Below are 22,776 nucleotides of genomic sequence, written 5' to 3'. Positions count from 1 at the left end.
CGGGTGGGCATGCCGATCACCTGGCGCTGAGGCCACGCCCTCAGGCAGGCGACCAGCCGGTCCGCTCGGCCCACTCCATCGACCGGCCGTAAGCCGCGTCGAACCACGGGGTCTTCGCGTCCACGTAGGCGGCGATGGCCTCCTCGTAGTCGGCGGCGCCCGCCGCGTTCGCCTGCGCCTGCCGCTTCACCTCGAGGTACCCCGCACACGCCGCGGGGTCCGTTCGCAGCCAGTCCCGGAAGATCAGCGCGAACCGCTGACCCGGCCAGCCGTCGACCCTGAGGTGGATGTTCACCGGGCGACCGGGGTCGGCACCGCCGTGGATCCGCTTGTCCCACAGCGCCGGATCGGCCTCACCGCCGATGGCGTAATCCGGCTTCGGGTCGTCGCGGGTGACCGACTCGATCCGCGGGAACCCGGCCGCCGCCAGCGGGCCAGCCAGCGCGTCGGCCGCGGCCAGGCTGTCGACGGTGATCTGCACGTCGATCACGTCCTTGGCGTCCAAGCCGGGCACCGAGGTCGAGCCGATGTGGTCGATGCGCACGGCGGTCTGGCCGCACGCCAACCGCAGTCGCTCGACCAGCCGACGAGCCTGGTCCGGCCAGGACGGGTCGGCGGGCACCAGCACCGGCCGAACCCGGACCACCGACCCGGTCCGCAGGTTCTCCTCGAAGGGCACCAACCGCCGCTCCCACAGCGCCTTCACCTCGGCGTCGAGGCTGCCCTGCGGCCCGCTGTTGTCCAGCCAGACATCGGCCGTCGCCCGCCGCTGGTCGTCGCTGGCCTGCGCAGCCAGGCGAGCCCTGGCGTCGTCCTCCGGCATGCCCCGCAGCTCGACCAGGCGCCGCACCCGTTCCTCCGCGTCCACGTAGACGACCAGGACAAGGTTGAACAGCGGCCCCATCCGGCCCTCGACGAGGAGCGGAATGTCCTGCACCACCACGGCATCCGCGGGAGCGGACTCGACGAGTTCGGTTGTGCGCCTGCCGATCAGCGGATGGACCACCGCGTTCAGCCGGGCCCTCGCCGCGTCGTCTCCGAACACCGTGGCCGCCAGCGCGGGCCGATCCAGCTGTCCGTCGGGCTGCAGGATCGTCTCACCGAACTCCGCGACCAGCCCGGCCAGGCCTTCCGTGCCCGGTTCCACCACCTCGCGGGCCACCAGGTCACTGTCGACGACGACGGCACCGAGATCCGTCAGGATCTTCGACACCGTGGACTTACCCGCTCCGATACCTCCGGTGAGGCCGATTCTCAGCACGCCCACCAGTCTGACATCTGAACACGCCGAAGCACACCAGCCCCAAATGCACCAGGTTTACCGAAGAATCGGTATCCTACCGACAGACGCGCCAGGCCACCCATCTCGAGAAAAAGGGAACACCAATGCAAAGCCACTACATCCTGCAGGGCCGGCACCGTCTGGGCATTGTCGACGGGGTGCATTGCATCCTGATCCCCGAGGTCGCGTCCGCACTGGCCGAGCACCGCCGCAACTGGTTCACCCAGATGATCAGCCCCGCGCGCCACAGCTTCGCCACCATGCGCAAGCGCACCGCCGCCATGCAGAGCGCGTGGGCCCCGGCAGCCGTGAGCTGATCGGGCTCCCCCAACTCCCGCACCACCTCGAGTGACCCCGCCCGATTTTCGGGCGGGGTCGTTTCGTGTCCGATGCGCACGCAGATTCGAATGCGGCCGTCGCGGCCGCGTCCTACCGTTACTACATGACTGTCAAAGCCGACGATCTTCGACTGCTGTTGGACAGCCCCCTCTCGCAACCGACGCTGGTGCTGGAGGAGGGCTCGATCAAGGTTCTCTCGGGAGACGAGGTGGCCAAGCGTTCATCCTGGGTGATCGTCACCCTCGAGGACCTCGTCCGAGAACTACCGGATGGCGACAACCCCACCGACCACGACCTGGTGGAGAAGGCCGCCATGCTCGACGAACTCGCTTCCAGTCCGGGGGCCTGACCTGAAGAGACGAAAAAGCCCCGGTCCTGGACAGGACCGGGGCTTTTTGTGAGACCCGGCTAGCGGGTCATCGGATCACGCGTTGCCGGACAGCTTCTCGCGCAGTGCGGCGAGCTGAGCGTCGCTGGCGAGCGAGCCACCAGCGGACTCCGGTGCGGCACCGGCGGACTCGCCGGCCTCGACGGAACCGGTCTCCGAGGAGTAGCCGGCGGCAGCGTTGGCAGCCTCGGCGGCCTCGTCTGCAGCGGTCTTCTCCATCTGAGCGGTGTGCATCTTGTGGCGACGCTCGGCCTCGGCGTAACGGCCTTCCCACTCTTCACGGACCTTGTCCGAACCCTCGAGCCATTCGTTGGTCTCGGGATCGAAGCCCTCGGGGAAGATGTAGTTGCCCTGCTCGTCGTACGAGTCGGCCATGCCGTACTTGGACGGGTCGAACTCGGCGTTGTAGTCCTCGTTCGCCTGCTTCAGCGACAGCGAGATACGACGACGCTCGAGGTCGATGTCGATGACCTTGACGAGCGCATCGTCGCCGACGCCGACAACCTGGTCCGGAACCTCCACGTGGCGCTCGGCCAGCTCGGAGATGTGCACCAGGCCCTCGATGCCCTCTTCGACCCGCACGAAGGCACCGAACGGAACGAGCTTGGTGACCTTGCCGGGCACGATCTGGCCGATGGCGTGGGTGCGGGCGAACTGACGCCACGGGTCTTCCTGCGTCGCCTTGAGCGAGAGGGAGACGCGCTCGCGGTCCAGGTCGACGTCGAGGACCTCGACGGTGACCTCGTTGCCGACCTCGACAACCTCGGACGGGTGATCGATGTGCTTCCAGGACAGCTCGGAAACGTGCACCAGGCCGTCGACGCCACCCAGGTCCACGAAGGCACCGAAGTTGACGATGGAGGACACGACGCCCTTGCGGACCTGGCCCTTCTGGAGCTGGTGCAGGAACTCGCTGCGGACCTCGGACTGGGTCTGCTCGAGCCATGCGCGACGCGACAGGACCACGTTGTTGCGGTTCTTGTCGAGCTCGATGATCTTGGCCTCGATCTCCTTGCCGACGTACGGCTGCAGATCGCGGACACGACGCATCTCGACCAGCGACGCGGGCAGGAAGCCACGGAGGCCGATGTCGAGGATCAGGCCGCCCTTGACGACCTCGATGACGGTGCCCTTGACGGCCTCGTCCTTCTCCTTGAGCTCCTCGATGGTGCCCCAGGCGCGCTCGTACTGTGCGCGCTTCTTCGACAGGATCAGTCGACCTTCCTTGTCCTCCTTGGTGAGAACAAGAGCCTCGACGGCGTCGCCGACGGAAACGACCTCATTGGGGTCGACGTCGTGCTTGATCGAGAGCTCGCGGGAAGGGATGACGCCTTCGGTCTTGTAACCGATGTCGAGCAGAACCTCGTCACGGTCGACCTTGACGATGGTTCCTTCGACGATGTCGCCATCGTTGAAGTACTTGATCGTGGCATCGATGGCGGCGAGGAAATCCTCGGCGGAGCCAATGTCATTGATGGCTACCTGCGGCGAGGTGGTGGTTGTGGAGGGCATATGTTGAATTGCTCCGGACGGTTGGGTGGTCGGTTGATGGTGTTCTGTCGGACTCGCGAATCCCCGCAGCCGCACCGAATCCGGTACCGCACGGCAGACACTCGCGTGGATTAGGGTACGCGACCTGTGGCGAGCTGGGCAAACCCGGGTGCGCCGACGGCGACGGGAAACCCTACTGTGGAGCGCATGCCCGAGGCCACCGAATGACGCAGCAGACATGACCCAGCCGACCGATCCGGCCGACCGTCACGGCGAGGCGAACTCCATCCTCGGCACCGCGGGCGTGAGCCGCGACCGCCTCGACTCGGCCGACAGCGAGCGCGCCAGTCGCGCCTGGTGGGACGCCGACGCCGCCGACTACCACCGCACGCACGGCGAGTTCCTCGGCGTGGACTCCGCGGCGGGCGAGTTCGTGTGGTGCCCGGAGGGCCTGCACGAGGGCGATGTGCGCCTGCTCGGCGACGTGGCGGGTCGCGACGTCCTCGAGGTCGGCTGCGGTTCGGCGCCGTGCGCACGCTGGCTCGCAGGCCAGGGCGCGCGGGCAGTCGGGCTGGACCTGTCCATGGGCATGCTGACCCGCGGGCTGGACGCGATGGCCAAGGGCGGCCCGCGGGTGCCGCTGATCCAGGCGGGCGCGGAGTCGCTGCCGTTCGCGGACGAGAGCTTCGACATCGTCTGTTCCGCCTTCGGCGCGGTGCCGTTCGTCGCCGATTCGGCCCTGGTGATGCGCGAGGTGGCCCGGGTGCTGCGCCCCGGCGGGCTGTGGGTGTTCGCGGTGAACCACCCGATCCGCTGGATCTTTCCCGACGACCCCGGCCCGCAGGGCCTGACCGCGACGATGCCGTACTTCGACCGGACGGCGTACGTGGAGGTCGACGACGACGGCACGCCGACCTACGTGGAGCATCACCGCACGATCGGCGACCGGGTGCGCGAGCTCGTCGCGGCCGGCCTCGAGGTGCGCGACATCGTCGAGCCCGACTGGCCGGAGTGGCTGGACCGCGAATGGGGTCAGTGGAGCCCGCTGCGCGGCCAGATCTTCCCGGGCACCGCGATCTTCGTCAGCCGCAAGCCCGCCTGACGCCCGGGGCTGAGACGACTCCGGCAGATCCGGAGGACTACAGCAGCTTGGACAGGAACAGCTTGGTCCGGTCGTGCTGCGGGTTGGCCAGCATCTCTCTCGGGCTGCCGGACTCGACGACCACGCCACCGTCCATGAACACCAACTGGTCGGCGACCTCGCGGGCGAAACCCATCTCGTGGGTCACCACGACCATCGTCATGCCCTCCTTGGCGAGGTTCTTCATCACCCCGAGCACCTCCCCCACCAGCTCCGGGTCCAGCGCCGAGGTCGGCTCGTCGAACAGCATCAGCTTGGGGTCCATCGCCAGGGCCCGCGCGATCGCGACCCGCTGCTGCTGGCCACCGGATAGCTGCGCCGGGTAGGCGTCCGCCTTCTCGCTCAGCCCGACCTGGTCGAGCAGGTCGCGGGCCCGCTCGACGGCCTGCTTCTTGCGGACCTTCTTCACCTGGGTGGGCGCCTCGATGATGTTCTCGAGCGCGGTGCGGTGCGGGAACAGGTTGAAGTGCTGGAACACCATGCCGATGTCGCGGCGCTGCCGTGCGGCGGCCTTCGGGTGCAGCTCGTAGAGCTTGCCTCCGCGCTCGGTGTAGCCGACCAGGTCGCCGTCGACGTAGAGCCTGCCCGCGTTCACCTGCTCGAGGTGGTTGATGCACCGCAGGAAGGTCGACTTGCCGGACCCGGACGGCCCGACCAGGCACATGACCTGGCCACGCTCGATCTCCAGGGACACGCCGCGCAGCACCTTGAGGGCGCCGAAGTTCTTGCAGACCAGGTCCGCCTTCACCATCGGGGTCATCGTCGTTCGCCTCCTGGAACGTCGGGGAGCGTGTCGGGCGGCGGCATGATCACGGCCGGTTTGCCCTGGGCGTCGGCGAGCGCCTGCAGCTGGCGCGCGGTCAGCGTGCGCGAGAGGCCCCGCGAGTAGTACCGCTCCAGGTAGTACTGCCCGATCATCAGGATGCTGGTGATCGCCAGGTACCAGGTCGCGGCCACCAGCAGCAGCGGGATCGGTTGGAAGTTCACGGCCGAGATGTCCCGTTGGCGGCCGAACAGCTCTTCGCTGTAGGGCACCGCGATGACCAGCGAGGTGGTCTTGAGCATGCTGATCAGCTCGTTGCCGGTCGGCGGGATGATCACCCGCATCGCCTGCGGCAGCACCGTCCGGCGCATGGTCTGCGACCACGACATACCCAACGCTGTGGAGGCCTCGCTCTGGCCCTCGCTGACCGAACTGACGCCTGCCCGGACGATCTCCGCCATGTACGCGGCCTCGTTGAGCCCGAGCCCGATGATCGCGAACAGGAATGCCGCCTCGATGCCCTGCAGCTCGATGTGCACGAACTGGTGCACGAACGGTATCCCCAGGTCCAGCGTCTTGTAGATGGACGGGAACAGGCCCCAGAGCACCAACTGCACGTACACCGGGGTGCCCCGAAAGATCCACAGGTAGCCCCACGCCGACGTCCGCAGCACCGGGTTCGGCGACAGCCGCATCACCGCGAGCACGACGCCGAGCACCACCGCCAGCACCATCGACAGCACCGTCAGCTGGATGGTCACCCACGCCGCCGCGGAGATCCGTCGGTCGAACAGGTACTGGCCGTAGACATCCCAGGCGAACGCCGAATTGGTGGCGGCGCCGTACACGAAGAGCCCCAACAGGACCAGAACGATGATCGCGGCGATCCAGCGACCCGGCCTGCGCAGCGGAATCGCCTTGATCGCCTCCGGTTCGGCCGACCCCCCTGTCGCGGGGTCGGCGCCCTCACTCACTGCTGGCATCGGTGTCCACCTTCCCCGGCTCAGCCGGCCGCCCCGTTGATCTGCGACTGTGTGATCGTCCCCGATCCGACGCCCCAGTTGTCCGCGATCCGCTGGTACTGGCCGCCGTCGATGAGGTACTGCATGGCCCGCTGCAACGCGGGCGCCAGCGGCGACCCCTTCGCGAGCGGCCAGCCGTAGGGCGCCGAGTCGAACACCTCACCGGCCGCCTCCAGCCGTCCATCGCTGCGCTTGATGGCGTACGCGGTGACCGGCGAGTCGGCGGACAGGGCGTCCACCCGGCCGAGGATCAAGGCGTTCGCGGCGTCGTCCTGACTGTCGAACTTCACCTTCTTGATCGGCGGCCTGCCCGCGGCCACGCAGGTCTCGCTCTTCGCGGGCACCTCGTCGATGTCCTCGGTCGTCGTGGTCTGCACGCCGACCCGGAGCCCGCAGGCGTTGTTCGGGTCCACCGGCTCACCGGTCCGCTGCGCCCACTGGATGCCCGCGCGGTAGTAGGTGACGAAGTCGACCGTCTTCTCGCGCTCCTTCGTGTCGGTGAAGGAGGACATGCCCACGTTGTAGGTGCCCGCCTGCACTGCCGGGATGATCTTGTCGAAGTCCGCCTGCTTGTAGTCGACGGTCAGCCCGAGAACCTTGCCGACGGCGTTCATCAGGTCCACGTCGAAGCCGACGATGTTGCCGTCCTCGTCCTTGAACTCATTGGGCGCGTAGGGGACATTTGTCCCGACGATCAGCCGACCGGACGCGGCGACCTCAGGCGGCAGGCCCGCCGCGATCTCCTCGACCCGCTCGACGTGCACCACGTCCGTGACCGGGATCTGTCCCTCGTTGTTGGTCACGCACGCGGACGCGGTCAGCGCGAGGACCAGGCCCCCGATGGCCGCGCCAATGCGCTTCGCGCGCCTACGCGATCGGCGGCCCGCCATGGCGGGCGCCGCGGAGCTCGACTCGGATCGAGTTGCCACCAGGAAAGACTACTGGGCGGCGGCGTCCCCTGGCCCGATCATCGCCGAAGTACCCGGGCCGTCACCGTTTCGGCGAACTCCGCGGTCGACGCCAGCCCGCCGAGGTCCGCGGTCGCCACCCCCACCTCGAGGGTGTTCGCCACCGCCGACTGGATCCGCTCCGCGGCCCGACCGAGCATCGGGTCCCCGCCGCGCGCGCTCAACCACTCGAACAGCATCGCGGTCGAGAGGATCATCGCGGTCGGATTGGCCCGGTTTCGGCCTGCGATGTCGGGGGCTGCGCCGTGCGCCGCCTGCGCCATCGCCTTGGTCTCGGACGCGTTCAGGGACGGCGCGGTGCCGAGCGAACCGGCCAGCTCCCCCGCCAGATCCGAGAGGATGTCGCCGAACATGTTCTCGGTGACCACCACATCGAAGTCCCCGCCCCGCCGCACCAGGTGCGCGGCCATGGCGTCGACGTGCTCGTTTCGCACCTCGACGTCCGGGTACTGCTCCCCGATCTCGTGACACACGTCGCGAAACAGGCCGGTGGTCAGGGCGAGCACATTCGCCTTGTGTACCACCGTGACCCGACGCCGCCGCCTGGAGGCGAGTTCGAAGGCGGTGTGCGCGATCCGTTCGCAGGCCCGCCTGGTGACCACCCCGACAGCCATCGCCACGTCCGGCGTCGGCATGAATTCGCCGCTGCCGGTGAACATGTTGCGGTCCGCATAGAAGCCCTCGGTGTTCTCCCGGACGATCACCAGGTCCATGCCGGGTGACACCGCACGCACCCCGGCGAACGCCCGCGACGGCCTGATGTTGGCGAACAGGTCGAATCGCTTGCGGATGGCGCCACCGGGGGTCAGCTGCCCACGGAACGGTTCCGGGTAGGAAGCGCTGTCGTGCGGGCCGAGCACCCAACCGTCGAGGTCGGCGAGCGCCACCAGGGTCGACTCCGGCATCGGCGTCCCGTGTGCCCCGATGGCATCGAGCCCCACGTCGAGCGGCACCCACTGCACCGGGGTGCCGCCAACGGCGGAGACGGCGGCGTCCGCGATCCGCTGCGCCGCGGGCACGATCTCGTGCCCGATCCCGTCCCCCACCAGCAAGCCCAGCCTGGTCGGCTCCGGTGTTGCCTGTGGTTCCGGCTCCGGTTTCGTTGCGCTCGTCGGGGTCACCCGACAATCATTACTCACCATGGTGCAGTCCGTGGAGTTGTTACTCGACGACCGCCTCGACGCCGCCGTCCGTCGCGAATGGCGGCAGGTCTCCGGCTCCGGGGTCCGCGGACAGGACGCGGTCCGGCAGGCCTCGAACCGCCCGCACATCACCCTCGCGGTCGCCCAGCACATCGCCCCCGAGGTCGAACTGGAACTCCAGCGGGGACTGCTCGCCCCCACCCTCCAGATCACGCTCGGCGGGCTGGTGATCTTCGGTGGCCATCGAAAGACGCTGGCGCACCTGGTGGTTCCCACGTCAGGACTACTGTCGCTGCAACGGACTGTCCATCGTCTGATGCACACCAGCGAGGGGATCCCCACCCACACCCACCCCGGCGACTGGACGCCGCACGTCACGCTGGCCAGGCGGGTGCTCCCCGAACAGATCGGGGCCGCGGTCTGTGCCGTCTCAGCCACTCACCTGACCGGGCATGCGGTCTCGATCAGGCGGTGGGACGGCGAGGCCAAGCGGGAATGGCTGATCACCTGAGGGGGGTCCTCCCACACCGCCACGCCTGCGGCGGGAAGAATCGGACGCACCGGCGCGTTGAACCCGGTCGACAAGCCATGACGAGAGGATTCGGATGCCTACGCAGACCCTGACCCAGCAGAACTTCGACGACGTGATCGGCGGGAACGACGTCGTCCTCGTCGATTTCTGGGCGTCCTGGTGTGGACCGTGCCGCAGCTTCGCCCCGACCTTCGAGGCGTCCTCCGAGCAGCATCCTGACGTGGTGCACGCGAAGATCGACACCGAGGCCGAGCAGGGACTCGCCGCCGCGGCAGGCATCCAGTCGATCCCGACCATCATGGCGTTCCGTGAGGGCATCCTGGTCTTCTCCCAGCCGGGCGCGCTCCCGCCCGCCGCCCTCGACGACCTCGTCACCCAGGTCAAGGCGCTGGACATGGACAAGGTGCGCGAGCAGGTCGCGGCCCAGGAGAGCTAGCTCCGGCAGTCGGTCAGAGGGGCAGCGCCGTCTCCGCGAGGCCTGCAGGCGCGCCCCGGCGCCGGAACCACTCCTGCCCGAACGCGGCCCGGAGCTGCTCCTCGGGCATCTGCAGGAACGGCCCGAAATCGCCGACCTGCGTCGCGTGCGCGTGCATCGCGGCGCGCTTGGCGCCCATCGCCGCACTCACGTCCACGACCGTGGTGATGTCCTCGTCCGGCAGGCCGAAGGTGTCCAGGTCCGGGGGCTGGGCATCCTCGGACCACTCCGGGTTCGCCGCCATCAGCCGGCGGATGTGATCGCGGCTGACGGCAGCCTCGTAGACGTGCGGCACCCCGGCGATCTCCGCGGCGCGCACCCCGACGTGGTGCACCTGCACGTGATCGGGGTGGCCGTAGCCGCCGTTCGGGTCGTACACGGTGAGCACGTCGGCGGACTCCTCGACGAGGACCGCGGCCAGTCTCGCCGCGGCCTCCTCGACGTCGGCGTTGCAGAACGCCGCCGGGTTCGCGTTCTCCGGGGTGCCCGCCATCCCCGAATCGGCGTAGTGCAGCAGCACCACCCGATGCGCGCCGAGCACGCTGGTGGACTCCTCCAGCTCACGGCGCCTGCGATCGGCCAGCAGCTCGCCCTCCGCCAGCAGCCCCTCGGGTACCTCGCCGAGCGCGCCGTCGGTCGCGGTGACGACCACGACGCGGTGGCCGGCATCGGCCGCCTGACGCATGACTCCGCCGGTGACGAACACCTCGTCGTCGGGGTGGGCGTGGAAACAGACCAATACGCTCATACGTTCATCCTCATAGTCAGTGCGCCGCGGCATCCCAGCTGCGACCGGTTCCGACCGAAACCTCAAGCGGGACAGAGAGTTCGATGGCACCGGCCATCTTCTCCCGGACCAGCGCCTCGACCTGCACGCGCTCGGACTCGACCACCTCGAGCACCAGTTCGTCGTGGACCTGGAGCAGCATCCGCGACCGCAGCCCCGATTCGGCGAGCGAGCTCTGCACGTCGATCATCGCAACCTTGATGATGTCCGCGGCGGTGCCCTGGATCGGGGCGTTGAGCGCGGCCCGCTCGGCCACCTCGCGACGCTGCCGGTTGTCGCTGTTCAGGTCCGGCAGGTAGCGGCGCCTGCCGAACAGGGTGGAGGTGTAGCCGTCCTTGCGGGCCTGGTCGACCACCTCGCGGAGGTAGTCGCGGACCCCGCCGAAGCGGGCGAAATAGGCGTCCATCTGCCCCTTCGCCTCCTCCGTGGAGATCTTCAGCTGCGCGGCGAGGCCGAAGGCGCTCAGACCGTAGGCCAGGCCGTACGACATCGCCTTCACCCGGCGACGCAGCTCCGCGGTGACCTCCTCGATCGGCACCCCGAACGCGCGCGAGCCGACGAAGCTGTGCAGGTCCTCGCCGGTGTTGAACGCCTCGATCAGGCCCTCGTCCCCGGACAGGTGGGCCATGATCCGCATCTCGATCTGGCTGTAGTCGGCGGTCAGCAGGAAGTCGTAGCCCTCGCCGACGACGAAGCCGTCCCGGATCTCCCGACCGGCATCGGTGCGTACCGGGATGTTCTGCAGGTTCGGCTCCGTGGACGAGAGCCTGCCGGTGGCCGCCACCGTCTGGTTGAAGGTGGTGTGGATCCGGCCGTCCTCCGCGACGGACTTGAGCAGCCCGTCGACCGTCACCTTGAGCCGGGTCGCGTCGCGGTGCGCGAGCAGGTGCTCGAGGAAGGGATGCTCGGTCTTCTCGAACAGCGCCTCGAGCGCGGCCGCGTCGGTGGTGTACCCGGTCTTGGTCTTCTTCGTCTTCGGCATGTCGAGGTCCTCGAACAGCACGACCTGCAGCTGCTTCGGCGAGCCCAGGTTGATCTGCTTGCCGATCACCTCGTACGCCGCGTCTGCGGCCAGGCTGATCGCCTCGGCGAATCGGCTCTGCAGGTCGTGCAGGTGCGCGGTGTCGACGGCGATGCCGGTGTGCTCGATGTCCGCGAGCACGCCGAGCAGCGGCAGTTCCATCTCCGTGAGCAGCCCGGCCGCCTCGATGGCAGCGAGCTCGCCATCCAGCGCGGCGGCCAGGTCGACCACCGCCCTGGCCCGCAGGATCTCCCCCTCGGCGACGTCCGCGTCGGCCTGGTCTTCGGCGTCGAGCAGCGAGAGCTGCGCCTCGCCCGACTCCTCGACCCGCAGCTCGCGCTTGAGGTACCGCAGCGACAGGTCGTCGAGGTTGAAGCTGCGCTGCCCCGGCCGCACCAGGTACGCCGCGAGCGCGGTGTCGCTGGTCAGCCCGGCGAGCACCCAGCCCCGCCCGCGCAGGGCGTGCATCGCCACCTTGGCCTCGTGCAGGGCCTTCGGCTCGCGCGCGTCGGAAAGCCAAGCGCCGAGCGCCTTCTCGTCCTCGGGGCTCGCGGTCGCGGTGACGATGTACGCACCCTCGCCGTCGGAGGCCGCGATCGCGACCGCGCTCGCGTCGCCGCCGTACGGGTGCTTCGAGCCGACCACCGACAGCCCGTGCCGCTGCCCGGTGCGGGCGTGCTCGGCCAGCCAGTCGGCCACCTCGCCCGGCGCCAGCGCGCCGCCGCGCACCTCGAAGCCCTCCTCGGCCTCGGGTTCGGCGGAGGAGAGGGTGTCGAACAACCGGTCGCGCAGGACGCGAAACTCGAGGTCGTCGAAGAGCATGTGGATCCGGTCCCGGTCCCACGGCGCCAGCATCAGCTGGTCCGGCGTGTACGGCAGCGGCACGTCGCGGACCATCTCGGTCAGCCGGCGGTTGAGGATCACGCTGCCCAGGTTCTCGCGCAGCGAGTCGCCCACCTTGCCTTTGACCTTGTCCACGTGCAGCACCAGCTCGTCGAACGAGCCGTACTCACGGATCCACTTCGCCGCGGTCTTCTCGCCGACGCCGGGGATGCCGGGCAGGTTGTCGCTCGGATCGCCGCGCAGGGCGGCGTAGTCCGGGTACTGGCTCGGGGTCAGGCCGTACTTGGCCTCGACCTCCTCCGGGGTGAACCGGGTCAGCTCGGAGACGCCCTTCTTCGGGTAGAGGACGGTGACGTCCGGGGTGACCAGCTGCAGCGCGTCCCGGTCGCCGGTACACACCAGCACCCGATAGCCCAGCTCGGTGGCCTGGGTGGTGAGGGTGGCGATGATGTCGTCGGCCTCGAACCCTGCCTCGGCCATCACGGGGATGCCCAGCGCACCGAGCACGTCCTTGGTGATCTCCACCTGCCCCTTGAACTCGTCAGGGGTCTTGCTGCGGTTCGCCTTGTACTCCGGGAACGCCTCCGCACGGAAGGTCTGCCGGGAGACGTCGAATGCGGCCGCCACGTGCGTCGGCTGTTCGTCGCGCAGCAGGTTGATCAGCATCGAGGTGAACCCGTACACCGCGTTCGTGGTCTGACCGCTGTGCGTCTTGAAGTTCTCCGCTGGCAGCGCGAAGAACGCCCGGTAGGCCAGGGAATGGCCGTCGAGCAGCAACAGCGTCGGCTTGTCGGCGGTTGCGGCGCCGTCGGGACGGGCGGAGGACCGTTGATCGGTTGCTGGGCTCACCGCAGTGAGTCTAGGGACGTGGACCGACACCCGAGAACCACCCCGACCACCGCGCTACCCGACGCCGAGGTAGGCATGCTTGATCACGGGGTCGGCGAGCAGCGCCGCGCCGGTCCCGGTCTTGGTCACCTCTCCGGTCTCCAGGATGTAGGCCCGATCGGTGCGGGTGAGTGCCTGCTGCGCGTTCTGCTCGACCATCAGGATCGTGGTGCCCTGCGCGTTGATCTCCGCGATGATCCGGAAGATCTGCTGGATCACCATGGGCGCCAACCCCATCGACGGCTCGTCGAGCATCAGCAGGCGCGGCCGTGACATGAGCGACCGGCCGATGGCCAGCATCTGCTGCTCGCCGCCGGACATGGTGCCGCCTACCTGGGTGCGGCGCTCCTCGAGGCGAGGGAACAGTTCGAACACCCACTCCAGCCGCTCGGCGTAGGCCGCCTTGGTCTCGAATTTGCGTGCATAGCAACCCATGTCGAGGTTCTCCTGCACGGTCATGCCGGGGAACACCCCGCGCCCCTCCGGCGCCTGCACCATGCCCAGCTTCACCCGCTCGTGCGCCTTCACGTGGGTGATGTCCTGGCCGTCGAACACGATTCGGCCGCGGGTCAGCGGCAGCAGCCCGGACAGCGCCCGCATGGTGGTGGACTTACCTGCCCCGTTCGCGCCGAGGAGGGTCACCAGCTCACCGCGTTCGACGCGCAGCGAGACCCCGTGCAGCGCCTGGATGCGCCCGTAGTTCACCGCGACATCGGTCACCTCGAGCAGCGGCCCGGTCGTCTCGTCAGGCGATGGCATCGTCGGGCACCCCCAGGTAGGCAGCGATCACGGCCGGGTTCTCGCGGATCGCGGCGGGCAGGTCGTCGGCGATCTTCTTGCCGAACTCGAGCACCACGATGCGGTCGGTCACGCCCATCACCAGGCGCATGTCGTGCTCGATCAGCAGCACCGTGAAGCCGTCGTCGCGGATCTTTCGGATCAGGTCCATCAGCGCAGACTTCTCGCTCGGGTTGAACCCGGCGGCCGGCTCGTCGAGGCACAGCAACTTGGGTTCGGTGGCCAGCGCCCGCGCGATCTCCAGGCGCCGCTGGTCGCCGTAGGAGAGATTCTTCGCCTTCTCGACCGCGCGCGGCGCGATCCCGACGAACTCCAGCAGCGCCATCCCACGTTCCACGGCGTCGCGCTCCTCGCGGCGGTGCCGCGCGGTCCGGAAGATCGCACCCGGCACCGAGGTCCGGTGCCGCGCGTCGGTCCCGACCACCACGTTCTCGAGGGCGGTCATCTCGCCGAAGAGCCGGATGTTCTGGAAGGTGCGCGCGATGCCGAGCCGGGTGATCTCGTTGCGCTTGGTCTTGGCCAGCGGCTTGCCGTCGAACATCACCCGGCCCGCCGATGGCTTGTAGACGCCGGTGATGGCGTTGAAGCAGGTGGTCTTGCCCGCGCCGTTGGGCCCGATCAGGCCGAGGATCTCGCCGCGCCGGATCTCGAACGTGACGTCGTCGAGCGCGACCAGGCCGCCGAACCGCACGGTCAGCCCCTGCGTCTGCAGCAGCGCCTCCCCCTCGGCGGTCTCGATCTCGCGCTGCGGGGCCACCGCCTCGGCCACCGCCTCGGGGTCGCCGAGGGCCGGGTCGATGGCCGCGACGTCCACCTCGCCCGCGGTCGGCACGTCTACCTCGGGCGCGAGGTTCGCCGCCATGTCCTCGTTGTCGAACAGCGCGTCGCCTGCTCCCGGTCCCGCCGTCATCTGCCGACCTCCGTCGTCGCTGCGGTCGCCTCGCTTGGTCTACGTACAGCCTGGTAGATCTGCCTGCCATAGGCCAGAAGTTTCTGCCGCGCCGGGAACAGTCCCTGCGGCCGGAAGATCATCAGCACCACCAGCGCGAGGCCGAAGAACAGGTACTTGTAGTCGCCGAGCGACTGGCCACCGACCTCGATCGACATCGCCCGGTTCGGCAGGTACACGATGATGAACGCGCCGACGATGACGCCGAGCTTGTTGCCCTGACCACCGATGACCACCGCGCACAGGAACAGCATCGAGTTGATGACGTTGAACCCGGTCGGGTTGATGAACTGCACCTGGCCCGCGTAGAGGGCACCGGACAGACCGCCGATCGAGGCGCCGATCGTGAACGCCCAGAGCTTGAACTTGAAGGTCGGCACGCCCATGATCTCGGCCGCGTCCTCGTCCTCGCGGATCGCGACCCAGGCGCGCCCGACCCGGCTGCGCTCGAGGTTGCCGACCAGCAGCAGCGCGATGATCACCATCACCATGCCGACCCAGAACCACCACACGCCGGAGTTCAGGTTGCCGCCGGTGTTGCCCGCCGAGAAGACGCCATACGGCCTGTCCTCCGACTCGCCGAGGTGCGGGTACGCGATCTGCGAGAGACCCTGGCCGCCCCGGGTGACGTCCGTGAGGTTGTCGGCCAGCAGCCGGACGATCTCACCGAAGCCGAGGGTGACGATGGCCAGGTAGTCGCCCCGCAGCCGCAGCGTCGGGGTGCCCAGGATCAGCCCGGCGAACGCGGTGATCGCGACCGCGATCGGCAGGCAGGACAGCCACGCCCAGTCCTCGGAGAAGAAGCCGCCTGCGGTCATCTTGTTCCACGGACTGTTCGGACTGGTGAGCAGCGCGACCGTGTACGCACCGACCGCGTAGAAGCCGACATAGCCGAGATCGAGCAGCCCCGCCTGCCCGACGACCACGTTGAGTCCGATCGCGATCAGGGCGTACATCGCGAACTGGGCCATCACCCCGCCGAAGTCGGTGCCCGGCGTGTCCAGGAACGGTGGCCGCCAGACCGGAAGGATCGCAATCAGGGCGATCAGCGGGACCCCGACGAGCCACTGCATCGGCCGGGCCAGGCCGTTCCACCAGCTCCGAATGGCGTCGCCGACACCGTGCTTGTCGGGTTGGGGCCGCTTGAGCAGGTCGGTCGGGTCCGGCTGCCCCGCGGCGGAATTCTCGGTACTCATACCCGCGCCCTTCCCAGGCTCTCACCGAGGATCCCGGTGGGCCTGAACATCAGCACGACGATCAACAGCACGAACGCGACCACGTCACGCCATTCGCTGCCGAACACCACCTGCCCGTAGTTCTCCATCACGCCGAGCAGCAGACCGCCGAGCAGCGCCCCGCGCAGGTTGCCGATGCCGCCGAGCACGGCCGCGGAAAACGCCTTGATCCCGAGGATGAACCCTCCGTTGAAGATGATCCCGGACGGGATCTTGAGGGTGTACAGCAGCGCCGCGGCGCCCGCCAGGATGCCGCCGAGCAGGAAGGTCAGCATGATCACGCGTTCGCGTGAGATGCCCATCAGGGTCGCGGTGTCGGGGTCCTGCGCCACCGCGCGGATGCCCCGGCCGAACTTGGTTCGGTTGATGACGATGTCGGTGAGCAGGGTGAGCAGCAGCGCGGCCACGATGATCACGATCGTCACGTTGCTCACCGAGGCGCCGAAGATGCCGAACACCTCGACCGGCTGGACCAGCTTGATGGGCTGCTGCGCATTGGTGCCGCCGAGCCCGGGCCAGATCTTGGGCAGCACATAGTGCACGAATTCCTGCAGCACGAACGACATTCCGATCGCGGTGATGAGGAAGACGAGCGGTTTGGCCCCGCGTTTGCGCAGCGGCCGGTACGCCACCCGTTCCAGCCCGACGGCAGCGCCGCCGGAGACCGCCATGCCGAACAGCATCGCCAGGCCGAGGAACACGACGGTCATCACGACGCCCTCGTTGTAGGCGTTGCCGCTCGGCGTGAAGCCCAGCAATTGCAGCGCCACGTACTGGCCGAACATGCCGAGCATGAAGATCTCTGAGTGCGCGAAGTTGATCAGCCGCAGCACGCCGTAGACGAGGGTGTAGCCGATCGCCACCAGCGCGTAGATGGCGCCGTAGCTCAGTCCGTCGATGGTCAGCTGCCAGAAGCTCCTGGTGAGCCCCTCGATGTTGAAGTCGATGTTGCCCGCGTAGAGGGTTGCCGAGGCTGCGAGGGAGGTCGCGATCATCCGGTCACTTTCGAAGGTCGGGAGGTACTACCGGCGCCCGGACGGCGCAGCCGGGGCCTGCACTCGAGCAGGCACCCGGCTGCGGGATCCGTTCGGTCAGTTGACCTTGTAGATCTGGATCAGGGCGTTGGACAGCTCGCCCTTGTCGTTCCACTGGTACTTCTTGCCGACGCCCTGCCCGTCGTACTCCTTGACGAACGCCAGCATTCCCGCGCGGTCCTTCACCCCGGAGTCGATGGCCTTGAGCATGATCGTGGTCAGGTCGTAGCCCTCGACCGAGTAGACGCCGGGCGCCTGGCCGTTGAGCTCCTCGTACTGCTCGGCCAGCGCCGTCGGCGCCGGGACGCACGGGCAGGTGAGGATGGCGCCGTTGGCCGATTCGCCTGCCTGCTTGACGAACTCGGGATCGTTGACGCCGTCGCCGGAGGTGAAGGTCGCGGTCACGCCGCCCTCGCGGAGCTGGGTCACGAACGGGGCCGCCTCGGCGTAGTAGCCGGAGTACCAGATCGCGTCGGGCGACTCGCCCTTGATCTGGGACACGGTGGCCGAGAAGTCCTTCTGGCCGGTCTTGACGCTGGCCGAGCAGGCGGGATCAGCTGCGGCGCCGAGGGTTTCGGTCACGACCCGGGCCAGGCCGACGCCGTAGTCGGAGTCGTCCTGCACGACGCACACCTTCTTCGCGCCGAGCGTGCCGGTGAGGTACTTGGCGACGACGGAGCCCTGGCTGTTGTCGTTGCCGAGGCCCCGGAAGAAGTTGGTCCAGCCGTTCTCGGTCAGCGTGGGGTTGGTGGCCGACGCCGTGAGGAAGGGCAGCCCGCTCTGGTTGAAGATCGGGCCGGTGGCCTTGGTCTCGCCCGAGAAGGCGGGCCCCAGCAGGCCGAGGATGGACTGGTTGCTGACGATGTTCGGCGCCACCTGGGTCGCCTTCTGCGGGTCGCCCTCGGTGTCGAAGGTCTCCATCTCGACCTGGCAGTTCGGGTTCGCCTTGTTGTGCTTGTCGAGGGCGAGCTTGGCCCCGTACAGGATGTTCTGTCCGAGGGCCGCGTTGGCGCCGGTCAGCGCGCCCGCCATCGCGAGGGTGACCCCTGAGCAGGTGGCGTTGCCGTCGCCGGCGGGATCGGCCGCGTCGGTGACGTCAGCGCTCGCGACCTCCGCACCCCCCGAATCGAGCAGCACCTGGGGCTGAATGCTCAGCGCGGTCGAGTCCCCGGTTCCGCCGGTGTCCGACGATCCGCCGTCGGTGGTCTTGCTGCTACAGCCCGCGACGGCTAGCGCTGCGGCGACTCCAACGATCAACGCGCCTCTCGCTGTACGACGGTGCACGTCCCACCTCCGAAATCTGTGCTCCCCGGACAATTCCCGGAGGGGCCGACCGCCAGCCCGGACCAAAACATAACCGCGTGACAATGCCTGTGCATCGCATTGAAGTAGTTCGCCACGCGGGCGTAATTTAGAAACACAAACTAGACGGTCGTCCAGAAATTGCGAGATCGCTCGAAACACGCAGGTAGAAGCCGAATCGATGAATCTTGACCTATTTATTCACCGAGTGCAGAATTGGCCGAGCGTCGATCCGAAACACTTAGTTAGCACAATGGTTACGGCGCGCCGCGGCCTATTTCGAGTCGAGAGTTTCGATGACGACCTGGGCGACGGCCTTCATCGAGGTCCGCGCGTCCATCGCCGCGCGCTGTATCCAGTTGAACGCCTCGGGCTCGGTCAACGACTGCGAGCTCATCAACACACCCTTGGCCCGCTCGACGAGCTTGCGCGACTCGAGCCGGTCGGCCAGCGTCGCGACCTCCCGCTCGAGCGCCGAGATCTCGGCGAACCGGCTCGCGGCCAACTCGACGGCTGGCACCAGATCCGCCTTCGAGAACGGCTTGACCAGATACGCCATCGCGCCGGCATCGCGGGCCCGCTCGACCAGCTCCCGCTGACTGAAGGCGGTCAGGATCACCACCGGCGCAATACGCTTGGCGGCGATCTCCGAGGCCGCATCGATCCCGTCGCGGCGCGGCATCTTGACGTCCATGATCACCAGGTCCGGCTTGAGCTCCTCGGCCAGTTCGACCGCGCGCTGGCCGTCGCCTGCCTCCCCGACCACGTCGTAGCCCTCTTCGCGGAGCATCTCGACCAGGTCGAGCCGGATCAGGGTCTCGTCCTCGGCGACCACCACCCGGCGGGCCACGGCGCCGTCACCCTGCGCGGCAGGAGCGTTCATCACACCAATCCCCCTCGGTCGTCAGCCTCGCCCGAGTCAGGCGCCGCACCACTGAAGGGTACCGGTGCTTGACGCGTGGAGACGATCTTCTACAGTGGACAACCGCCAGCCCTCGTATCCCAATTGGCAGAGGAAACGGATTCAAAACCCGTGCAGTGTGAGTTCGAGTCTCACCGAGGGCACCACGAAGATCAGGTGAAACCTGGTTTCGACCCAGAGTCGTCCCGTGCCAGAGGCAACAGCAGACTCCCCGGTTCCGCATCGTCGCCGGTCGCGATATCGGCTGGAACTGACATCGATTGGCTACCACCGTGTTTCGCGGCGGCGCCAACTGACCCTCGCAATAGGCCCACATGAGGCGCACGATAAATGGAGGGCTCGGTCCACCAACAGCGCATCGCGACCGCAACCGTGCTCTCGCGCGGGGCCCGAGCCTGCCGCTCTAGGAGGACGTCATGAACACCATCACACTGCGCACCGCGACGGCGGCGGCCGTGATCGCCCCCGTACTCGCGCTCGGAGTCGGGGCCGCGGTGGCCGGGGCCTCGACACCAGAGCCTCCTGCCAGCCCCGTATCCCCCGAACTGATCACCCCGGCCGTGATGCTGCCAGGGCAGACGACGTGGCAGGGCGCGCTAGGCGCGGTCCTCGCCTGCTCACCCTGGGGACTCATCCCGCTCATCGGGCCCAACGTCGCGTTCCCGATCTGCCTCGCCTGACGACACCCGCAACGCGCCCTCATCCACAAACCTGGTTGCCATCGGCATCCGGAGGGCGCAATGTTGATCACAGCGCAAATTGCACGTGAGCGGCGCATGTCAGCGCAGAGCACGCCGACCCAGGCGGCCGAGCGCTGGCGTCAACGTCTGCCCAGGTCGGGATGGGCTACACGATCACAATCGAACACGTAGTTTGAGGGACCGCCATGAACAAGAACGTACTTCGCGTGGCACTGGCAGCAACGGCTGGCGCATCCATGATCGTCCTCGGACCCGGAATCGCGGCCGCGGGCCCGGCGGTGACACCCGGCCCCGATCTCATCCAGCCCGTTGTCCGCCTCGGCCAGACCGATCCACTCGCCGCGTTCCTCGAATGCGCGCCGACCGGGCTCATCCCGGTGTTCGGGCCGAGCATCGTCTTTCCCATCTGCCTGGCCTGACCAACCGTCCCCAATTCGGTTGCGGCACCGCCACGCCGATACGGTTGCATCATGACGACCGCCGGCCTCGCCGACCGCGCCTGCCTGCCGATGGGCGACGGCGACCGCATCCGCCTGCTTCTCGACATCGTCGAACTCGCGCAGACCCGCGTCGGCCCCGACGAGGTCACCGACCTCGCAGGTCCCGCGCTGTCGCTGCACGGAGTCACGCTCACTCAGGACGTGGCGAAGGGCTGGAATCTTGCCCTCGAGATCCTCACCAGGACCCTCGAGGCCCGACTTCCGGAGTGACTACACTGCGAACACGCAGCAGCGTACGGGCACCCGGCGCGGTCCGGTGCCTTTCGAGCAGAGCTGGACAACCCCCGACGAAGGGCACCGACCTTGCCGAACAACGAGATTCAGCTCACCCAGCACGTGGCCGCGACGCCTGCGAAGGTATGGGCGGTGCTCACCGACCTCGATGCCGCCGCGACGACGCTGACCGGCGTCATCAGCATCGAGCGGGTCTCAGGCGAGGGCTACGCGGTAGGCACCCGCTGGCGCGAGACGCGCAAGATGCTGGGCAAGGAGGCGGCCGAGGAGATGTGGGTCGCCGAGGTCGAGGCGGAGCGCCGGACCGTGGTGAAGGCGAACTCCCGCGGCGCCGACTACACGACGTCTTTCACCCTCGCCCCGAGCGGCGACGGCACCGATCTCTCGATGACCTTCACGGCCGATGCGGACAAGTCGAGCTTCCTCGCGAAGGCGCTGATGAAGCTCTTCGGCGGGCTCGGCGCGAAGGCCACCGCGAAGATGATGGCGCAGGACCTGCGCGACATCGCGGCCGCAGCCGAAGCTGCCTGACCCTCGCGGCTCAGGCGCCGATCGAACTCTTGAGCATCGGCAGCATTGCCCACAGCTGGTCCTGCCAGTACGGCCAGGCATGGGTGCCGACGGCGGGGAAGTCGAAGTGCGCGGAGTCGATGCCCATGGTGAGCAGCCGGACTTGGAAGGCCCTGGTCTGAGCCAGCGACAGCGCCTCCAGCCCCATCCCCGTCGCGGTGTTGAGGTAGTCGATCGGATACACGGGCCGGTTGTGCGGTCCCGGCAGCCCGCTGGCCGCGGAGATCCACATCGGTAGCCCGCGCAGCCCCTCCGCCTGGACGAACGGGTCGTGCCGCAGCCACGCCGGGTCCCAGGGCGGACCCCACATGCAGTCCGAGTTGTACAGGCCCGCGTCGAGCATCGCGATCCGGATGGCCTCACGCATCCCGGGAGCCGACAGGTTGAGGTAGCCGGACAACGCGCCTGCGAAGGTGAACTGGTCGCGGTGATGGGCGGCCAGGATCAGCGCCGCGTTACCGCCCATCGACAACCCCACGACGGCGTTGTCGGTGCGGCTGATCCCGTACCGGGCCGCGAGGTGATCGGGCAGGTTCTGGGTGAGGAACGACTCCCACATGTATGTATATGGCTGGTTGGTGAAGTTGTTCGGTGCGTACCAGTCCGCATAGAAGCTGGACTCGCCGCCGACCGGTTCGATCACGTTGACCCCGTGGTCGGACAACCAGGCGGCGTTGGTCTCGTGCTCCCAGCCGCTCACGTCGTTGGTCGCTCGGATGCCGTCGAGTAGGTAGACCGCCCGGTTGCTGCCGTTGTTCGCCAGCCACATCCGGACCTTGATCCGCCCGACGCCGCCTGGTGCGGTCACCCAGTCCTCGTGAAACCGGTCATACGGATTGGCCGAGGCGGGCGCGGCGGCGCCGAGCGCCAGCCCGAGAGGCAACACCAGTGCTGCGATCACCAGCAGCACCGCAGACCGTGCCGCGTCCCTGACACCCCTCGTAGATCCACGCATCGCCATCGACCTCCGTCGTGACTTGAATCACATTTGCACCACGCTATTCCCCGCGACCACCCCCGGGTCGGATCCTCGGCGCAATCGTTACCTGCGCGTGGCCCGGCCCGCCGAGGGGCAACCCGCGCGTGCGCCACGCCGACCCGGAGAAAATGGCCCGAAAAATGCCATCAAACCAACCGATAGGTATGTCCGATTCGATACATTGACCGGCGAACGTGGCACGGCCACGCGGATCCTTGGGGAGGGGCAGCACGATGAGGGGAAACTGGTCGATTCGGGGGCGCGGACCGGGGGGCACCCATGCCTAGGCCCGGCCCGGTGCGACCGCTCGTCGGGGTGAAGATGGACGCCGTGCGGATCGAGGAGTACGACGCCCAGGCCCAGCAGGAGGGCCTGCTCATGAAGTCCGGTAAGCCCAACCGATCGGAACTGATCCGGATCAAGCTGGCGTTCGCCGACGAGCACATGCCGAACGGCTGGCGTCCCTGACG

General features: G+C 68.1%; 25 protein-coding genes and 1 tRNA gene. 11 read left to right on the top strand and 15 right to left on the bottom strand.

The features are described from left to right. Positions 1–40: 40 nt before the first annotated feature. Positions 41–1,261, bottom strand: coding sequence for a dephospho-CoA kinase (coaE, locus tag ACFXMV_RS20155; RefSeq protein WP_378503482.1), 1,221 nt, complete (start codon positions 1,259–1,261; stop codon positions 41–43). Between the two features lie 125 nt (positions 1,262–1,386). Between coaE and ACFXMV_RS20150 the strand changes: the two genes are divergently transcribed. Then, positions 1,387–1,599, top strand: coding sequence for a hypothetical protein (locus ACFXMV_RS20150; RefSeq protein ID WP_378503481.1), 213 nt, complete (start codon positions 1,387–1,389; stop codon positions 1,597–1,599). 125 nt (positions 1,600–1,724) lie between these two features. After that, the gene (locus tag ACFXMV_RS20145; RefSeq protein WP_378503480.1) at positions 1,725–1,970 is read left to right on the top strand and encodes a hypothetical protein; all 246 of its coding nucleotides are present in this window, start codon (positions 1,725–1,727) and stop codon (positions 1,968–1,970) included. A gap of 75 nt (positions 1,971–2,045) precedes the next feature. Here the strand turns inward: ACFXMV_RS20145 and rpsA are convergent, their stop codons facing one another. Then, on the bottom strand, positions 2,046–3,521 hold the full coding sequence (gene rpsA / locus ACFXMV_RS20140; RefSeq protein WP_378502272.1) for a 30S ribosomal protein S1: 1,476 nt from the start codon (positions 3,519–3,521) through the stop codon (positions 2,046–2,048). A 217-nt stretch (positions 3,522–3,738) separates the two neighbouring features. On the opposite strand from rpsA, the gene ACFXMV_RS20135 reads away from it, so the two are divergent. Further along, positions 3,739–4,602 carry a class I SAM-dependent methyltransferase gene (locus tag ACFXMV_RS20135; protein ID WP_378503479.1) on the top strand — a complete coding sequence of 288 codons (864 nt, stop codon included), beginning with the start codon at positions 3,739–3,741 and terminating at the stop codon, positions 4,600–4,602. Between the two features lie 37 nt (positions 4,603–4,639). On the opposite strand, the gene ACFXMV_RS20130 is transcribed toward ACFXMV_RS20135, so the two are convergent. The 4 genes from ACFXMV_RS20130 to ACFXMV_RS20115 form a co-directional block, all read right to left on the bottom strand. Next, on the bottom strand, positions 4,640–5,401 hold the full coding sequence (locus ACFXMV_RS20130; protein ID WP_378503478.1) for an amino acid ABC transporter ATP-binding protein: 762 nt from the start codon (positions 5,399–5,401) through the stop codon (positions 4,640–4,642). Next, positions 5,398–6,387 (bottom strand): amino acid ABC transporter permease, encoded by a 990-nt coding sequence (locus ACFXMV_RS20125; protein ID WP_378503477.1) that lies wholly within the window; start codon positions 6,385–6,387, stop codon positions 5,398–5,400. The genes ACFXMV_RS20130 and ACFXMV_RS20125 overlap by 4 nt, the downstream gene beginning before the upstream one ends. Before the next feature lie 20 nt (positions 6,388–6,407). Beyond that, on the bottom strand, positions 6,408–7,316 hold the full coding sequence (locus tag ACFXMV_RS20120; protein ID WP_378501805.1) for an ABC transporter substrate-binding protein: 909 nt from the start codon (positions 7,314–7,316) through the stop codon (positions 6,408–6,410). Between the two features lie 77 nt (positions 7,317–7,393). Beyond that, complete coding sequence (locus tag ACFXMV_RS20115) at positions 7,394–8,515, bottom strand: isocitrate/isopropylmalate dehydrogenase family protein (RefSeq protein ID WP_378503476.1); 1,122 nt, start codon at positions 8,513–8,515, stop codon at positions 7,394–7,396. Positions 8,516–8,534: 19 nt separating this feature from the next. On the opposite strand from ACFXMV_RS20115, the gene ACFXMV_RS20110 reads away from it, so the two are divergent. Continuing rightward, the gene (locus ACFXMV_RS20110; RefSeq protein WP_378503475.1) at positions 8,535–9,047 is read left to right on the top strand and encodes a 2'-5' RNA ligase family protein; all 513 of its coding nucleotides are present in this window, start codon (positions 8,535–8,537) and stop codon (positions 9,045–9,047) included. 94 nt (positions 9,048–9,141) lie between these two features. Continuing rightward, entirely contained in the window at positions 9,142–9,504 is a 363-nt protein-coding gene (trxA, locus tag ACFXMV_RS20105) for a thioredoxin (protein WP_378501186.1), read from the top strand. 13 nt (positions 9,505–9,517) lie between these two features. On the opposite strand, the gene ACFXMV_RS20100 is transcribed toward trxA, so the two are convergent. The 8 genes from ACFXMV_RS20100 to ACFXMV_RS20065 all read right to left on the bottom strand — a co-directional run bounded on the left by ACFXMV_RS20100 (position 9,518) and on the right by ACFXMV_RS20065 (position 19,283). After that, complete coding sequence (locus tag ACFXMV_RS20100; protein WP_378501187.1) at positions 9,518–10,291, bottom strand: PIG-L family deacetylase; 774 nt, start codon at positions 10,289–10,291, stop codon at positions 9,518–9,520. Between the two features lie 16 nt (positions 10,292–10,307). After that, on the bottom strand, positions 10,308–13,043 hold the full coding sequence (gene polA, locus ACFXMV_RS20095) for a DNA polymerase I (RefSeq protein ID WP_378501188.1): 2,736 nt from the start codon (positions 13,041–13,043) through the stop codon (positions 10,308–10,310). Between the two features lie 54 nt (positions 13,044–13,097). Continuing rightward, positions 13,098–13,841 carry an ABC transporter ATP-binding protein gene (locus tag ACFXMV_RS20090; RefSeq protein ID WP_378503474.1) on the bottom strand — a complete coding sequence of 248 codons (744 nt, stop codon included), beginning with the start codon at positions 13,839–13,841 and terminating at the stop codon, positions 13,098–13,100. Continuing rightward, entirely contained in the window at positions 13,828–14,790 is a 963-nt protein-coding gene (locus ACFXMV_RS20085) for an ABC transporter ATP-binding protein (RefSeq protein WP_378503473.1), read from the bottom strand. The genes ACFXMV_RS20090 and ACFXMV_RS20085 overlap by 14 nt, the downstream gene beginning before the upstream one ends. Then, positions 14,787–16,025 carry a branched-chain amino acid ABC transporter permease gene (locus tag ACFXMV_RS20080; RefSeq protein ID WP_378502118.1) on the bottom strand — a complete coding sequence of 413 codons (1,239 nt, stop codon included), beginning with the start codon at positions 16,023–16,025 and terminating at the stop codon, positions 14,787–14,789. Before ACFXMV_RS20080 ends, ACFXMV_RS20085 begins: the two co-directional genes overlap by 4 nt. Next, the gene (locus ACFXMV_RS20075) at positions 16,022–17,059 is read right to left on the bottom strand and encodes a branched-chain amino acid ABC transporter permease (RefSeq protein WP_378502117.1); all 1,038 of its coding nucleotides are present in this window, start codon (positions 17,057–17,059) and stop codon (positions 16,022–16,024) included. The genes ACFXMV_RS20080 and ACFXMV_RS20075 overlap by 4 nt, the downstream gene beginning before the upstream one ends. 96 nt (positions 17,060–17,155) lie before the next feature. Then, positions 17,156–18,355, bottom strand: coding sequence for a branched-chain amino acid ABC transporter substrate-binding protein (locus ACFXMV_RS20070; RefSeq protein WP_378503472.1), 1,200 nt, complete (start codon positions 18,353–18,355; stop codon positions 17,156–17,158). A 319-nt stretch (positions 18,356–18,674) separates the two neighbouring features. Further along, positions 18,675–19,283 carry an ANTAR domain-containing response regulator gene (locus ACFXMV_RS20065; protein ID WP_378503471.1) on the bottom strand — a complete coding sequence of 203 codons (609 nt, stop codon included), beginning with the start codon at positions 19,281–19,283 and terminating at the stop codon, positions 18,675–18,677. Positions 19,284–19,391: 108 nt separating this feature from the next. On the opposite strand from ACFXMV_RS20065, the gene ACFXMV_RS20060 reads away from it, so the two are divergent. The 5 genes from ACFXMV_RS20060 (at position 19,392) to ACFXMV_RS20040 (ending at position 21,288) form a co-directional block, all read left to right on the top strand. Beyond that, positions 19,392–19,468, top strand: a tRNA-Leu gene (locus tag ACFXMV_RS20060). A 270-nt stretch (positions 19,469–19,738) separates the two neighbouring features. Next, positions 19,739–20,002: a hypothetical protein gene (locus ACFXMV_RS20055; protein WP_378501754.1), complete on the top strand. Its 264-nt coding sequence runs from the start codon at positions 19,739–19,741 to the stop codon at positions 20,000–20,002. A gap of 227 nt (positions 20,003–20,229) precedes the next feature. Next, complete coding sequence (locus ACFXMV_RS20050) at positions 20,230–20,442, top strand: hypothetical protein (RefSeq protein WP_378501753.1); 213 nt, start codon at positions 20,230–20,232, stop codon at positions 20,440–20,442. A 51-nt stretch (positions 20,443–20,493) separates the two neighbouring features. After that, positions 20,494–20,733 carry a hypothetical protein gene (locus ACFXMV_RS20045; RefSeq protein ID WP_378501752.1) on the top strand — a complete coding sequence of 80 codons (240 nt, stop codon included), beginning with the start codon at positions 20,494–20,496 and terminating at the stop codon, positions 20,731–20,733. A gap of 93 nt (positions 20,734–20,826) precedes the next feature. Continuing rightward, positions 20,827–21,288, top strand: coding sequence for an SRPBCC family protein (locus ACFXMV_RS20040; protein WP_378503470.1), 462 nt, complete (start codon positions 20,827–20,829; stop codon positions 21,286–21,288). A gap of 10 nt (positions 21,289–21,298) precedes the next feature. Here ACFXMV_RS20040 and ACFXMV_RS20035 read toward each other — a convergent pair whose 3' ends face one another. After that, complete coding sequence (locus tag ACFXMV_RS20035; protein WP_378501521.1) at positions 21,299–22,282, bottom strand: alpha/beta hydrolase; 984 nt, start codon at positions 22,280–22,282, stop codon at positions 21,299–21,301. Between the two features lie 303 nt (positions 22,283–22,585). Here ACFXMV_RS20035 and ACFXMV_RS20030 point away from each other — a divergent pair, with 303 nt between their 5' ends. Then, on the top strand, positions 22,586–22,774 hold the full coding sequence (locus ACFXMV_RS20030; RefSeq protein WP_378501522.1) for a hypothetical protein: 189 nt from the start codon (positions 22,586–22,588) through the stop codon (positions 22,772–22,774). Positions 22,775–22,776 lie beyond the last annotated feature (2 nt).

Source organism: Rhodococcus sp. NPDC059179 (genome assembly GCF_042754885.1).
In the GTDB taxonomy this organism is placed as follows: domain Bacteria; phylum Actinomycetota; class Actinomycetes; order Mycobacteriales; family Mycobacteriaceae; genus Rhodococcus_G.
The sequence above is the reverse complement of the archived record's forward strand: the minus strand, read 5'-3'. Positions and strand labels throughout refer to the sequence as shown.

What these genes read in the sequence shown, in the direction of transcription:
- ACFXMV_RS20110 (WP_378503475.1), top strand. Translation starts at nt 8,535, where the DNA reads ATGGTGCAGTCCGTGGAGTTGTTACTCGACGACCGCCTCGACGCCGCC.
- ACFXMV_RS20150 (WP_378503481.1), top strand. Translation starts at nt 1,387, where the DNA reads ATGCAAAGCCACTACATCCTGCAGGGCCGGCACCGTCTGGGCATTGTC.
- ACFXMV_RS20080 (WP_378502118.1), bottom strand. Translation starts at nt 16,025, where the DNA reads ATGAGTACCGAGAATTCCGCCGCGGGGCAGCCGGACCCGACCGACCTG.
- ACFXMV_RS20100 (WP_378501187.1), bottom strand. Translation starts at nt 10,291, where the DNA reads ATGAGCGTATTGGTCTGTTTCCACGCCCACCCCGACGACGAGGTGTTC.
- ACFXMV_RS20145 (WP_378503480.1), top strand. Translation starts at nt 1,725, where the DNA reads ATGACTGTCAAAGCCGACGATCTTCGACTGCTGTTGGACAGCCCCCTC.
- rpsA (WP_378502272.1), bottom strand. Translation starts at nt 3,521, where the DNA reads ATGCCCTCCACAACCACCACCTCGCCGCAGGTAGCCATCAATGACATT.
- ACFXMV_RS20045 (WP_378501752.1), top strand. Translation starts at nt 20,494, where the DNA reads ATGACGACCGCCGGCCTCGCCGACCGCGCCTGCCTGCCGATGGGCGAC.
- ACFXMV_RS20125 (WP_378503477.1), bottom strand. Translation starts at nt 6,387, where the DNA reads ATGCCAGCAGTGAGTGAGGGCGCCGACCCCGCGACAGGGGGGTCGGCC.
- ACFXMV_RS20055 (WP_378501754.1), top strand. Translation starts at nt 19,739, where the DNA reads ATGAACACCATCACACTGCGCACCGCGACGGCGGCGGCCGTGATCGCC.
- ACFXMV_RS20085 (WP_378503473.1), bottom strand. Translation starts at nt 14,790, where the DNA reads ATGACGGCGGGACCGGGAGCAGGCGACGCGCTGTTCGACAACGAGGAC.
- ACFXMV_RS20075 (WP_378502117.1), bottom strand. Translation starts at nt 17,059, where the DNA reads ATGATCGCGACCTCCCTCGCAGCCTCGGCAACCCTCTACGCGGGCAAC.
- ACFXMV_RS20130 (WP_378503478.1), bottom strand. Translation starts at nt 5,401, where the DNA reads ATGACCCCGATGGTGAAGGCGGACCTGGTCTGCAAGAACTTCGGCGCC.
- ACFXMV_RS20035 (WP_378501521.1), bottom strand. Translation starts at nt 22,282, where the DNA reads ATGCGTGGATCTACGAGGGGTGTCAGGGACGCGGCACGGTCTGCGGTG.
- ACFXMV_RS20090 (WP_378503474.1), bottom strand. Translation starts at nt 13,841, where the DNA reads ATGCCATCGCCTGACGAGACGACCGGGCCGCTGCTCGAGGTGACCGAT.
- ACFXMV_RS20030 (WP_378501522.1), top strand. Translation starts at nt 22,586, where the DNA reads ATGCCTAGGCCCGGCCCGGTGCGACCGCTCGTCGGGGTGAAGATGGAC.
- ACFXMV_RS20120 (WP_378501805.1), bottom strand. Translation starts at nt 7,316, where the DNA reads ATGGCGGGCCGCCGATCGCGTAGGCGCGCGAAGCGCATTGGCGCGGCC.
- trxA (WP_378501186.1), top strand. Translation starts at nt 9,142, where the DNA reads ATGCCTACGCAGACCCTGACCCAGCAGAACTTCGACGACGTGATCGGC.
- ACFXMV_RS20065 (WP_378503471.1), bottom strand. Translation starts at nt 19,283, where the DNA reads ATGAACGCTCCTGCCGCGCAGGGTGACGGCGCCGTGGCCCGCCGGGTG.
- ACFXMV_RS20135 (WP_378503479.1), top strand. Translation starts at nt 3,739, where the DNA reads ATGACCCAGCCGACCGATCCGGCCGACCGTCACGGCGAGGCGAACTCC.